11 protein-coding genes are annotated in these 12,237 nt (G+C 36.3%); 5 read left to right on the top strand and 6 right to left on the bottom strand.

Annotated elements, in window-relative coordinates; translation table 11 throughout:
- Nucleotides 1-493: 493 nt before the first annotated feature.
- From B4F31_RS00790 to B4F31_RS00780, 3 genes are all read left to right on the top strand, one after another.
- Nucleotides 494-1,453: a DUF4382 domain-containing protein gene (locus B4F31_RS00790; RefSeq protein ID WP_083634191.1), complete on the top strand. Its 960-nt coding sequence runs from the start codon at nucleotides 494-496 to the stop codon at nucleotides 1,451-1,453.
- Between the two features lie 200 nt (nucleotides 1,454-1,653).
- Nucleotides 1,654-3,747 (top strand): phosphate acetyltransferase, encoded by a 2,094-nt coding sequence (gene pta, locus B4F31_RS00785; RefSeq protein ID WP_075327149.1) that lies wholly within the window; start codon nucleotides 1,654-1,656, stop codon nucleotides 3,745-3,747.
- A 43-nt stretch (nucleotides 3,748-3,790) separates the two neighbouring features.
- Nucleotides 3,791-4,978 (top strand): acetate/propionate family kinase, encoded by a 1,188-nt coding sequence (locus B4F31_RS00780; RefSeq protein ID WP_075327148.1) that lies wholly within the window; start codon nucleotides 3,791-3,793, stop codon nucleotides 4,976-4,978.
- A 7-nt stretch (nucleotides 4,979-4,985) separates the two neighbouring features.
- On the opposite strand, the gene B4F31_RS00775 is transcribed toward B4F31_RS00780, so the two are convergent.
- The 3 genes from B4F31_RS00775 to B4F31_RS00765 all read right to left on the bottom strand — a co-directional run bounded on the left by B4F31_RS00775 (nucleotide 4,986) and on the right by B4F31_RS00765 (nucleotide 6,746).
- Complete coding sequence (locus tag B4F31_RS00775) at nucleotides 4,986-5,432, bottom strand: hypothetical protein (RefSeq protein ID WP_143083695.1); 447 nt, start codon at nucleotides 5,430-5,432, stop codon at nucleotides 4,986-4,988.
- A 218-nt stretch (nucleotides 5,433-5,650) separates the two neighbouring features.
- A complete protein-coding gene (locus B4F31_RS00770) occupies nucleotides 5,651-6,076 on the bottom strand; it encodes a DUF4268 domain-containing protein (protein WP_075327146.1) in 426 nt (141 codons plus the stop codon).
- A 1-nt stretch (nucleotide 6,077) separates the two neighbouring features.
- Entirely contained in the window at nucleotides 6,078-6,746 is a 669-nt protein-coding gene (locus tag B4F31_RS00765; protein WP_075327145.1) for a ZIP family metal transporter, read from the bottom strand.
- 234 nt (nucleotides 6,747-6,980) lie between these two features.
- On the opposite strand from B4F31_RS00765, the gene B4F31_RS00760 reads away from it, so the two are divergent.
- The gene (locus tag B4F31_RS00760) at nucleotides 6,981-8,138 is read left to right on the top strand and encodes a THUMP domain-containing class I SAM-dependent RNA methyltransferase (RefSeq protein WP_075327144.1); all 1,158 of its coding nucleotides are present in this window, start codon (nucleotides 6,981-6,983) and stop codon (nucleotides 8,136-8,138) included.
- 13 nt (nucleotides 8,139-8,151) lie between these two features.
- Here B4F31_RS00760 and B4F31_RS00755 read toward each other — a convergent pair whose 3' ends face one another.
- The 3 genes from B4F31_RS00755 to rlmD are packed head-to-tail and all read right to left on the bottom strand — an operon-like array spanning nucleotide 8,152 to nucleotide 10,771.
- The gene (locus tag B4F31_RS00755) at nucleotides 8,152-8,871 is read right to left on the bottom strand and encodes a DUF6048 family protein (protein ID WP_075327143.1); all 720 of its coding nucleotides are present in this window, start codon (nucleotides 8,869-8,871) and stop codon (nucleotides 8,152-8,154) included.
- On the bottom strand, nucleotides 8,837-9,361 hold the full coding sequence (locus tag B4F31_RS00750; protein WP_075327142.1) for a DUF6452 family protein: 525 nt from the start codon (nucleotides 9,359-9,361) through the stop codon (nucleotides 8,837-8,839). Before B4F31_RS00750 ends, B4F31_RS00755 begins: the two co-directional genes overlap by 35 nt.
- On the bottom strand, nucleotides 9,362-10,771 hold the full coding sequence (gene rlmD, locus B4F31_RS00745) for a 23S rRNA (uracil(1939)-C(5))-methyltransferase RlmD (RefSeq protein WP_093306624.1): 1,410 nt from the start codon (nucleotides 10,769-10,771) through the stop codon (nucleotides 9,362-9,364).
- A gap of 172 nt (nucleotides 10,772-10,943) precedes the next feature.
- Between rlmD and rocD the strand changes: the two genes are divergently transcribed.
- The gene (gene rocD / locus B4F31_RS00740) at nucleotides 10,944-12,188 is read left to right on the top strand and encodes an ornithine--oxo-acid transaminase (protein ID WP_075327141.1); all 1,245 of its coding nucleotides are present in this window, start codon (nucleotides 10,944-10,946) and stop codon (nucleotides 12,186-12,188) included.
- Nucleotides 12,189-12,237 lie beyond the last annotated feature (49 nt).

Here is a 12,237-nt window from a genome sequence, read left to right as displayed (position 1 = left end):
ACTGCTATTTGTGGGAGAGTATGTTACCGCCTTTTTTTAGAAGACCCTTACATTAAGTTGTAAGGGTCTTTTTTTGTTTTAATAAGTTTGGGGCTGAAGTATACTCAGGCTCAGAAGTACCCCGTCAGTAATCTTTTCAGGTTGTTATATTGTGTCTTTCTGGAGCAATATCCACTTATTCTAAAATTGGGATTTTAAGCCTTCCTTATTACCAATCTTTAAAACCAACTATTACTTCAAAGTGTAAGCACTAAATTAAAGAAGCTTCCACCATTCTACCGGAGTTTTATCTTTCATTTTCTTCATTTAATTTTTTCTTAAGGATTGTTAAACCTTTTATAAATCATACTTTTTGAATAATAGTCCTAATTCACTTGCGTTAATAGGGCAGAACTTAAAACCAGTTTTATAACGAATAATTACTTGCGTAAGATGCGCTAATCAAATCTATTAATTACTAACTGTTGTGAAGACAACGAAAAACTAAAAACTTATGAATTTGAAGTATTTATTCAAAACAGGAATTTTAATGTTATCAATGGGACTTCTGGTCTCGTGTTCAGATGACGATGATGATGTGGATACCGGCGAGCCACAACCAGACACTTATAATACCGAGGTATATCTTACCGATGCCCCAATTGATAATGCAGAAGTTGATGCAGTATTTATTACCGTTACCGGGGTAAGCGTAAATGGTAAAGCCATTGAAGGATTTGAAAAAACTACGGTAAATCTTAGTAGTTTACAAAACGGTGAAACCGAATTACTGGGAGATGTTGAGTTAGAAAGTGGTACCACTTCAGAGATTGTGTTAAGCCTGGACAATGAAACAGATGCTTCGGGAGAGGCACCGGCTAATTATGTACTTACTAGCAGTGGGGAGAAGAAGGCCCTGGCTACTTCTTCCGCAGAAATTAGTATCACCGATCAGGTTGAGATTAAGGAGAATGATGATAATGAAATCATTTTAGATTTTGACCTTAGAAAGTCTATAGTCACTAATTCTGCAGGAGAATTTCAATTTGTAAGTGATAGCGAATTAGCTCACAGTATAAGAGCTGTAAATAGTATTAATGCCGGTGAGATTACCGGTACAGTTAGCGATTTTGGTTCTACAGAGTCTGAAACTATTGTGGTTTTTGCTTATGAAGATGGTGCGTATAGTGAAGATGAAACTTCGGCAAATGGCGAAGGAGTGTTATTCGCCAATGCTACCGCAAGTAGTAAAATAAATGAATCTTCGGGAGAGTTTGAAATTCATTTTATAGAAAAAGGAGATTATGAACTTCATTTTGTTTCTTTTTCTGATGAGGATGCCGATGGTGAGCTGGAACTAGATGGTGAAGTTGAAGCTACTACCACGTCAGAAATAGATCTTTTAGGCTTCTCAGTAGATGCAGATTCAGAAGTGAATTTTGATATTCTCCTTGTAGGTTTGCTGGATTTATAATATACCAATAAGTTAATTATTAAAACCACCTTCGGGTGGTTTTTTTGTTTTATTCAATTTGCTAAAATTCATTGTATACCCTGTTCTAAGTTGTATGAATAATCAAAAGCTGATAGATGTCAGGTTTACTTCTTTTTACCAGTAACATAAAAACACAATTGTTTTATTAACTTTATTTTTGCCGAACCAATTTACAAATTATGAACAAAGGAATTTATATCGCTACGCTGGAGTCCCACAGCGGAAAATCTATGATCTCGTTAGGATTAATGAGAACACTTTTAGGAAAAATGGTGAAAGTAGGTTACTTCAGGCCAATTATAAACGATGTCCCAAAAGGAGAAAAAGACAATCACATAGATACAGTTTTAAGCTATTTTGATTTAAAAATCCCTTATGAAGATACTTATGCATTTACCCGAAGTGAGGTAATTCAAAAAACAAATGATGGAAAATCGGGGGAGATTATTGACACTATAATTTCCAAGTATAAAAAGCTGGAAGATGAATTTGATTTTATACTGGTAGAAGGAAGTGATTTCTCTGGTGAGGGTAGTGTTTTTGAGTTTGATGTAAACGTAGTGATTGCTAAGAATTTAGGAATACCAGTTATAATTGTAGTTAGCGGCCAGTTTAAGAGCTGGGAAGAATTGTTAGGAAACCAACAAATGGCTTATCGTGCGTTTAGAGATAAAGAAGTTCAGGTTATTGCTATGGTTAGTAATAAAATCCAGGAAGAGAACCTGGAGCCTGCAGCAAAAAATATGCGAGGATTTTTACCTCAGGAAGTTGATGTTTTTGCAATTCCGTTAATTGATACACTGAATAATCCAACTTTAAAAGAGATAGTTAAAGCACTGGACGGGACGGTTTTATTTGGTCACGATTTTCTGGATAATCAAACCGGGAATTTTGGAGTAGGAGCAATGCAGCTTAGAAATTATCTAACTACTTTAAAAAATGAAAGTTTAGTAATTACTCCTGGTGATAGAGCTGATATTATTCTTGGTGCATTACAAGCCAATATTTCGAGCAATTATCCAAGAATTTCAGGAATTATTTTAACCGGTGGTTTAAGGCCGGAAGAATCAATTTTAAAATTAATTGAAGGTTTATCTGATATTGTTCCTATAATTTCGGTACAGGAGGGGACTTTTGCAGTAACAAATAAAGTTGGTGCCATAAAGTCTAATATCTATGCCGATAGTATTCAGAAAATACAAACTACCATTAGTATTTTTGAGCGGTATGTTTCTTTTGATCCCCTGGTAGAAAAACTTACAAATTACCAACCCCAGGGTAGAACTCCAAGAATGTTTCAGTACGATTTGGTGAAGAGAGCCAGACAAAGTAAAAAGCATATTGTGTTGCCAGAAGGTACAGATGAGCGTATCCTAACCGCAGCAAAACGCCTTATAGATATGGACCTGGTAGAGCTAACTTTATTGGGAGATTTTGATACTATTCAGAAAACTGTCGCTAAAATTGCATTAGATCTTGATTTTTCAAAAGTAAATATTGTAGATCCTGTAAACTCCCCAAATTTCCAGGATTATGCTGAAACTTTCTATGAATTAAGAAAACATAAGGGTGTAAATATGGATATGGCGAAAGATCGTTTAAGCGATGTTTCGTACTACGGAACTATGATGATCTATAAAGGTCACGCAGACGGGATGGTATCTGGAGCAGCGCATACCACGCAACATACTATTTTACCCGCATTACAATTTATAAAAACCAAACCAAATGTTTCTGTAGTTTCTTCTGTATTTTTTATGTGTTTAGAAGATAGGGTTTCAGTATTTGGTGATTGCGCGATTAATCCGAATCCTACTGCGGCAGAATTAGCAGAAATTACTATTTCTTCGGCAGAGAGTGCTTCAGCCTTTGGTATAGATCCAAAAATCGCCATGCTTTCTTATTCTTCGGGAACTTCAGGAAAAGGTGAAGATGTAGATAGAGTGAGAGAAGCAACTGCCATAGTTAAAGAACGAAGACCAGATCTTAAAATTGAAGGCCCAATTCAATATGATGCTGCAGTAGATATTAGCGTTGGAAAAAGTAAACTACCAGGATCTGAAGTAGCTGGACAGGCTAACGTGCTAATTTTCCCCGATTTAAATACCGGAAATAATACTTATAAAGCTGTACAACGTGAAACTGGCGCTTTGGCCATAGGACCAATGCTTCAGGGCTTAAATAAGCCCGTAAACGATCTAAGTCGTGGTTGTACCGTTGCTGATGTTTACAATACCGTAATTTTAACTGCCATCCAGGCTCAAGGAATTTAATTCAGAATGAAATCAGCAAGATGCTGAACTCAAACACAAACAAATGAAGAATATTTTAATTATAAATTCAGGAAGTTCGTCTTTAAAATTTCAATTAATACAAATGCCTTCAGAAGAAGTTTTAGCTTCAGGAATGGTAGAACGTATAGGATTGGAAGGTTCAAAACTTCATTATAAAACTAAAAACGAATCGATTTCAGAAGAACTTTTAGCAAAAGATCACGCCATAGCATTAAAGGCAATTACAGATCTTTTAATGGATTCGGAAAAAGGAGTTATTAAAAATGCCGAAGAAATCCCGGCAATTGGCCATAGGGTAGTGCATGGTGGCGATAGTTTTTCTAAAACCATAGTGATAGACGAGAAGGTAAAGGCTAAGATTAAAGAATACTTTTCTTTGGCACCTTTGCATAATCCTCCAAACTTAAAAGGGATTGAAGTAGCAGAAAAACTTTTCCCGAATGCCACACAGGTAGCGGTTTTTGATACCGCATTTCATAGAAGTATCCCCAAGCAGGCTTCGCAATATGCTATTCCTACAGAACTTTCAGACAAACACCACATTCAACTATACGGGTTTCACGGTACCAGTCATAAATATGTAACGGAGAAAGCCATTGAATATTTACAAAAAGAGAATTCTAAAATTATAAGTATTCACTTAGGAAACGGTTGTAGTATTACGGCGGTACAGGATGGAAAAAGCATAGACCATTCTCTTGGTTTTGGGCCCGTAAACGGACTTATTATGGGAACCAGGAGTGGAGATATAGACCAGTCGGTTATTTTTTACCTGGTGGAACAATTAGGGTATTCAGCCCAGGAAGTAAGTGATATTTTGCATAATAAAAGTGGAATGTACGGCCTTACCGGTTATAGTGATCTTAGAGATATTGAAGAACAGGCGGCAAATGGAAATAAACAATGCCAATTAGCCCTGGATATGAATGCTTACCGAATTAAAAAATATATAGGTGCTTACACAGCTGCCATGAATGGCGTTGATGCCCTGGTTTTTACAGCGGGAATTGGAGAAAATAGCGATGTTATTCGCAAATTGGTTTGTGCAGATATGGAGTTCTTTGGGATTAAACTTAATGAAGATAAAAATAAACAGCGTTTAAAAGAATTAAGAACTATAAATGCTGAAGATTCAAAAGTTCAGGTTTTAGTTATTCCTACCAATGAAGAACTGGAAATTGCACAACAGACTTATAACCTGGGGATTTAACGGCTAATTATATGAGGTATTTGCTTACCAGGTGTAATCTTTCCTGTAAAGCTTTAGATTTATGTTTGTGAGACAATAAGGTGTTACGCAAACTTCCATCTGTTAATACTTGAAGTGTTTGGTGCAACTGGTTAAAAAAGCGCCTTTCCATTTCGGTACAAATTTGTCCCGATTTTGGGTTGGTGTTCATTCTTAAATTCTGTTGCATTTTAAGCACTTCTTTTTTGCATTTTAATAAAAGCTGGTCCAGGTAATCCTGGTCTCTTGCTTCTAAAATATGCCGGTCTAAATCGTCTTTCAATGCTTTTTTATGATTGTATAAAGATTTAAACAGTTTTTTTAAAAAGATCTTTTTAGTGGTTAGAATACAGTGTTTATAGTATATCGCGGCAGTATAATTAGCAATATAATATTTTTCCAGGTGGTCTACTTCAGAAGGTTTCCTCAACATCATTTCCTCTCTTTCCTTTTTAATACATTCCTTAATTGGAAGTGGTAGTATTTGTAATGAATTTACTGGAAAACGGGAAAATTAGCTGTTAAATAAGATTAAACAATTATTAAAAGATACTTAATAATTGCCGAATTTCTAATGGGAGATTCGCTGGCATGGTATTTTTTTATTAAAAGATGAAGAAACAAATAGTATGATGAACAATTAAAATGTAGACTTTACCTAAAAAGATCCTTATACTCCACAAAGAAAGCTTCCATTTGTTTCATATTATCATTTAGGAATTTCATCGCTTCAGGCCATTGATTGCGGTTGTGAATACTAACACCATCTAATTGAACGTAAACCCGGGAAATTATTTTCCCTTCCGGAAGTTCGTATTCTTCCTCAAATATGGCATCTGACAGATATTCTGTAGTTAGAATTTTTTTCAAGGAAATTAGCTTTTCAAAATAATATGCGCAAATCAGCGGATCTTCATCTATAACATCTATAGAAACTTGGGCAAATTTTCGGTTAAACGTAAATTTTAATTCAAGCTCTTTAATTCCAGTGTTATAAAGCAACCATTTTTGCCGGAAAACGATACCAAAACTCGTCCAGAACTGTTGCCTTAATTTTTTGCTTTCGGCTTTGCTAAACATATTAAATAAAATAAGCCAGTAAAATTCCGCCCACAATCACTGCCAACTTGGAAATATTAAATTTATGATTTTTAGAAGCTTCAAATAAAATAGTAGTAGAAACGTGCAGAAAAATACCAATTACCAGCGCGTTTATATAAATTGAAATATCCTGAAGTAAACTAAATTGCGATTTAAAGAAACTTCCCAGCGGCGTCATTAAAGCAAAAACCGCGAGGAACAGTCCGACTTTAATTTTACTCAAATTAGAATGGATAAGAAAAACCGACAGTATGGTTGCCACCGGAATTTTATGAATTACGACTCCGTGTAAGATATGATCGCCTTCATCCATAGGAAAACCTTCCAAAAATGCGTGAATACTCAAACTAATCAATAATAGGATTGGGAATTTTTTCATTCCTTCCTGGTGGTGCAAATGCCCGTGTTCAACTCCTTTAGAAACAAATTCGAGGATTATTTGCAGCAGTAAGCCCAACATTATAAAAATACCCACTTCTTCGGTTCCGTTTAGATAAACTTCGGGCAGTAATTCAAAAATGGTAACCGCCAGGAGATAAGCACCGCTAAAGCTAAGCAATAACTTAAAACCAATAGAGGAGGAGGGTTTTAAGAAAATGGCAATAAGGTAACCGGCAATTACAGAAATTAAAGGTAAAATGTAGATCATTAATTAAGTCAAAAATAATTAGTAAAATTGCTCAAGGCACACTCCAGGGCCTCTACCGAAGCTAATCGGGAGTAAAAAATAAAAAATTAACACCAGCCACAACGATTTTCAATCCTCATTGTAAGGAGTTAAAAAGATAAGTCGTAAAAGCATTGGTAATATTTCAGCATCCCCAGCCGGCAATACTAATATTCAGCAAAATTACCCTATTTTTGTGGACTGTAAAAAACCGATATGGAAAATAATTTTAAAATGATTGCCAAGACCATGTATGGTTTTGAGCCAGTTTTGGCTAAAGAATTAATGGCACTTGGCGCTATGGATGTAAAAGAGGGAACCAGAAATGTAAGTTTTGTAGGTGATAAAGGCTTTATGTATAAAGCGAATTTATGCCTTAGAACTGCAATTAAAATTCTTAAACCATACCAAAGTTTTAAAATATTTTCTGAAGAAGACCTTTACAAGAAAATTTACGAGCTACCCTGGGAAGATTTTATGGATGTAGACGATACCCTGGCAATTGATGCCACAGTACATTCTGAAACTTTTACGCATTCCCAATATATTTCCTTAAAAACAAAAGATGCCATTGTGGACCGTTTTCGGGATAAGTTTGATAAAAGACCAAATGTGGATCTTGATTTTCCAACTTTGAGGGTTAATATTCATATTGAAAAGAATTTTTGTAATGTTTCTTTTGATTCTTCAGGCCAGTCTTTGCACAAACGTGGATATAAGACCGCGACCAATATTGCGCCCATAAACGAGGTTTTGGCCGCCGGTATGTTATTACTTTCTGGTTGGGACGGGCAGTGCGATTTTCTGGATCCCATGTGCGGTAGTGGAACTATTTTAATTGAAGCCGCAATGATTGCGTGCAATATTCCACCAAATTTAAACCGAAAGGAATTCGCTTTTGAACGTTGGAAAGATTGGGATGAAGATCTTTTTGAAAAAATTGAAGCTTCAGTACTTAAAAAAGTACGGGAATTTCATTTTACTATTCAGGGGTATGACACTGCACCTTCGGCAGTACACAAAGCCATTGATAATATTGAAAATGCCAATCTCACCGAATTTATTAAAGTAAAAAGGCAGGATTTCTTTGCATCAGAAAAAGAAGGCGAAAGGCATTTACATATGTTGTTTAATCCGCCGTATGGAGAACGTTTGGAGATTGATATGCCGAAATTCTATAAAGAAATTGGAGATACACTGAAGCAGGCCTACCCGGGAACCGATGCCTGGTTTATCACTTCTAATCTTGAAGCAATAAAACACGTTGGCCTAAGACCTTCTCGAAAAATTAAGCTTTACAACGGTGCCCTGGAATCTAAATTATTGAAATACCAGATTTACCAGGGATCAAAGAAAGCGAAGTTTCAGGAGTAGTTTAATCTAATCTCTATTTTTTATAAAAAGGAATCAGGTAACTAATGGTATAGCCATAACCAACTCCAATGTTACTATCGTCGTAGGTTCGGTTAAACCCTGGAATTGCGAGGTTGTCAAAATTATCTGGGGTGCTTTGAAATAGCCTGCGTTTCAGTTGTACATTCACTGAAAGGAATAGATTATTTAAAACTTCAACTTTAATCCCGGCTATTAATTCTATCCAGTTTGCCGTTAAGCCAGAATATTCTATGGTTTCAGAACGAATATCGGGTTCAAAAAACGGATTGGTGGTATAGATTTGGTATTCTTCAACATCTTGCGTAAAGGTTGAAAATCCATAACGAGCGCCAACAAAAATAATGTTTTCCATACCTGTCCAGTTTTCGTAGGCATTATAATCTGCTCCTATTTTTACATAACTTCCGCGAGATGTAATGCTAATATTATCTTCAGCATAACCAATACTTTCATTTCCTAATTCCGCGGCAGCGTAATAATCTTTATAAACCCGGTAATCTCCTAAAATCTCAAACCCGGAATAATCGTCCTGGAAAGCAGTTTTTAAAAGCTTACTAATATCGGCCCCAACCCGAAGCCCAAATTTTTCACGGTTGGCCAAACTATCTTCTATTGCTTTTTCCTGTACCGTTGTTTCCTGACTTAGCAATGGAGCAGCAAGGAACAGAAATAGGATGCTAAAAAAATATGCTGATATGTGATTCTGTATCATCTTCAATATTGGGTTCTTCTATAATATAAGAATCTATCCATTCGCCTTCTTCCCCACCTTCAATGGTTAATTTAAGGCTATTATAAATTACTTTATAGGCACACGCACGGTTTACATAAACTTCTTCAGTCCCGTAGGTAAATGTTAAAGTATCTGTATCTGGTGTAAATTCGGGATCTTCGTCGTCTTCTTCTGCATCAAAAAGCGTAAAGGTATAGGTGGTAGTATTTTGATCTGTTCTTAATGGAATTTGAATAGTATCAGGATTTATTCTTTGGTATAAAGTCTTTATAGAATCGCTTACCATAGACCTTACGCTTAAATTGGTAGGGCTTTTATAGCTTTCACGATCATTAACATCATAAAAGCTCAAGATGAGCATGGGCGTAGTTTGGGTGCTTTCAGGACAAATATCGTCGCGCTGGCACCCCATAATAAGCATTAGTAAAACTACACTTGGTACAAGAATTTTTAAAAAACTTCTATTCATTTATTTTCTTTCTAAACACACAACATTCTCCACGTGATGGGTTTGCGGAAACATATCTACGGGCTGTACCCTGGTAACTTTATAATATTCGTCTAATAATGATAGATCCCTTGCCTGCGTGGCAGAGTTGCAACTTACGTAAACAATGCGTTGTGGCAATATACCAATTATTTGGGCAATCACATCTTTGTGCATCCCGTCTCGTGGCGGATCTGTAATTATAACGTCTGGCTGACCGTGATTATTGATAAATTCTTCAGAAAAAACTTTTTTCATATCGCCAACAAAAAACTCTGTATTGTTAATTTGGTTGCGTTCGGCATTTTCTTTGGCATCAATAATCGCTTCCGGAACAACTTCAACCCCAATTACTTTTTTCGCTTTTTTTGCAACAAATTGAGCGATAGTTCCGGTTCCGGTATAAAGATCGTAAACTATTTCGTCTCCTTTTAGATCGGCAAAATCGCGCGTAATTTTATACAATTCATAAGCCTGGGCCGAATTGGTTTGATAAAAAGACTTGGCGTTTATTTTAAATTGAAGTCCTTCCATTTGCTCAAAAATATGGTCACGGCCTTTATAGCAAATAACTTCCTGGTCGTAAATAGTATCGTTCCCTTTTTCATTTATTACATATTGAAGCGAAGTAATCTCTGGAAACATTTCTATTACCGCATCTAAAAACAATTCCCGCTTTGCTTTGTCTTCATGAAAAAACTGGATTAGCACCATGATTTCACCAGTAGAGGAGGTGCGTATCATTAAAGTTCGTAATAAACCTTCCTGCTTACGCGCATTAAAAAAGCTAAGACCATTAGAAGTAGCAAATTCTTTTATAAAATTTCTAATGGCATTGCTGGGATCTTCCTGAAGGTGGCACTTTTTAATATCGAGTATTTTATCCCACATTCCTGGAATATGAAATCCAAGAGCATTTTTATCGTCAAAATCTTTACCGCTGTTTATTTCTTCAGGTGTGAGCCAGCGGCTATCACTAAATGAAAATTCCATTTTATTACGATAAAAATAAATTTCTTTGCTTCCTAAAATAGGGGTCACCTTTGGCAGTTCAACCTTACCAACCCGAATAAGGTTATTAAAAACCTCGTCCTGTTTATATTCCAGCTGATATTCATAACCCATATTTTGCCATTTGCAGCCTCCGCAAGTTCCAAAATGCTGGCAAACGGGTTCTACACGCTTCTCTGAAAATTGATGAAAATTAACCGCTGTGCCCTGGTAGTAAGATTTTCGTTTTTTAGTAGTTTTTATATCGGCTACATCGCCGGGAACCACATTATCTATAAATATAACTCTACCATCTGGCGATTTCCCGATTCCTTTTCCTTTTCCACCGGCACCGGTAACTTCTACGGCTTCAAATACCTTGTTTTTATTCCTTCTTCCCATAGCGCAAAAATAGAATAATTGTGAAGATTTATTCCCTGTGTTCCTAAAAATTCCCACAAACATTTAGTAATTTGCGAAAACTTAAATAATGGATGATTTCTCTCCCCTGTGACCTGATTTTATAGGTGCAAAAGAAGGAATTATAGAATTATTGATTTTAAAAAAATTGAACATGTCTTTACCAAAAATTACATCTTCAAAAGAAGCTATTGAATTAGAAGACCAGTATGGTGCTCATAATTACCATCCTTTACCAGTGGTGCTTAGCCGCGGCGAGGGTGTTCACGTTTGGGATGTAGAAGGAAATAAATATTACGATTTTCTTTCAGCCTATTCTGCAGTAAACCAGGGACACTGCCATCCAAAAATTGTTGATGCGCTTTGTAACCAGGCTGCTACGCTTACGCTTACTTCCAGGGCGTTCCATAACGACGTATTAGGCCCGTATGAAAAGTTTGCAACAGATTATTTTAAATTCGACAAGTTGCTGCCTATGAATACCGGGGCAGAAGCTGTTGAAACCGCGATTAAAATTGCGAGAAAGTGGGCTTACGAAAGAAAAGGAGTGAAAGAAACTGAAGCCCAAATAATTGTTTGTGAAAACAATTTCCATGGAAGAACAACTACGATTATTTCTTTTTCTAACGATGAAGGTGCCAGGAAGAATTTTGGCCCATACACACCCGGATTTATAAAAATCCCTTACGATGATATTGATGCGCTGGAAAAAGTGCTAAAAGAGAATGATAATATTGCAGGTTTTCTTGTAGAACCAATTCAGGGAGAAGCGGGAGTTTATGTACCTTCTGATGGATATCTGAAAAGGGCTCGAGAACTTTGTAAAGAAAATAACGCTTTATTTATTGCAGATGAAGTGCAAACCGGAATTGCTCGTACCGGGCAATTACTGGCAGTAGACCACGAAGAGGTGAAACCAGATATGGTAATTCTTGGAAAGGCAATTTCCGGCGGTGTTTATCCCGTATCTGCTGTGTTGGCAAATAATGAAGTGATGGATGTAATTCAGCCCGGGCAACACGGTTCTACATTTGGTGGAAACCCATTAGCCGGCGCTGTAGCAACTGCTGCCCTTGAAGTAATTCGCGATGAAAATTTAGCTGAAAATGCCGAAAAACTTGGGAATCTTTTTAGAAGATTACTCAACGATTTTATACGTGATTCCAATATTGTAGAATTAGTTAGAGGGAAAGGCTTATTAAATGCTATTGTTATAAACGATTCAGAAGATAGTTCTACTGCCTGGGATATTTGTATGGCACTAAAAGAAAACGGACTTTTAGCCAAGCCAACCCATGGCAATATTATTCGTTTTGCTCCGCCATTAGTAATGAACGAAGAGCAAATTAGAGATTGTGTAAATATCATTACCACTACACTAAAACAATTTGAGAAATAAATATTTATCAAATAATTAAAAAAGGAAGAGGCTGTCTGAAAAGGCAGCC

Source organism: Salegentibacter sp. UBA1130 (genome assembly GCF_002311535.1).
GTDB classification, from domain to species: Bacteria; Bacteroidota; Bacteroidia; order Flavobacteriales; family Flavobacteriaceae; genus Salegentibacter; species Salegentibacter agarivorans.
Note: the sequence above shows the minus strand (reverse complement) of the source record. Positions and strands in the feature narration are given on the sequence as shown.

Excerpts from the sequence above, each read along its gene's own strand:
- B4F31_RS00760 (WP_075327144.1), top strand. The coding sequence starts at position 6,981 with ATGGAAAATAATTTTAAAATGATTGCCAAGACCATGTATGGTTTTGAG.
- rocD (WP_075327141.1), top strand. The coding sequence starts at position 10,944 with ATGTCTTTACCAAAAATTACATCTTCAAAAGAAGCTATTGAATTAGAA.
- B4F31_RS00780 (WP_075327148.1), top strand. The coding sequence starts at position 3,791 with ATGAAGAATATTTTAATTATAAATTCAGGAAGTTCGTCTTTAAAATTT.
- B4F31_RS00775 (WP_143083695.1), bottom strand. The coding sequence starts at position 5,432 with ATGATGTTGAGGAAACCTTCTGAAGTAGACCACCTGGAAAAATATTAT.
- B4F31_RS00750 (WP_075327142.1), bottom strand. The coding sequence starts at position 9,361 with ATGAATAGAAGTTTTTTAAAAATTCTTGTACCAAGTGTAGTTTTACTA.
- B4F31_RS00765 (WP_075327145.1), bottom strand. The coding sequence starts at position 6,746 with ATGATCTACATTTTACCTTTAATTTCTGTAATTGCCGGTTACCTTATT.
- rlmD (WP_093306624.1), bottom strand. The coding sequence starts at position 10,771 with ATGGGAAGAAGGAATAAAAACAAGGTATTTGAAGCCGTAGAAGTTACC.
- B4F31_RS00790 (WP_083634191.1), top strand. The coding sequence starts at position 494 with ATGAATTTGAAGTATTTATTCAAAACAGGAATTTTAATGTTATCAATG.
- B4F31_RS00755 (WP_075327143.1), bottom strand. The coding sequence starts at position 8,871 with ATGATACAGAATCACATATCAGCATATTTTTTTAGCATCCTATTTCTG.
- pta (WP_075327149.1), top strand. The coding sequence starts at position 1,654 with ATGAACAAAGGAATTTATATCGCTACGCTGGAGTCCCACAGCGGAAAA.
- B4F31_RS00770 (WP_075327146.1), bottom strand. The coding sequence starts at position 6,076 with ATGTTTAGCAAAGCCGAAAGCAAAAAATTAAGGCAACAGTTCTGGACG.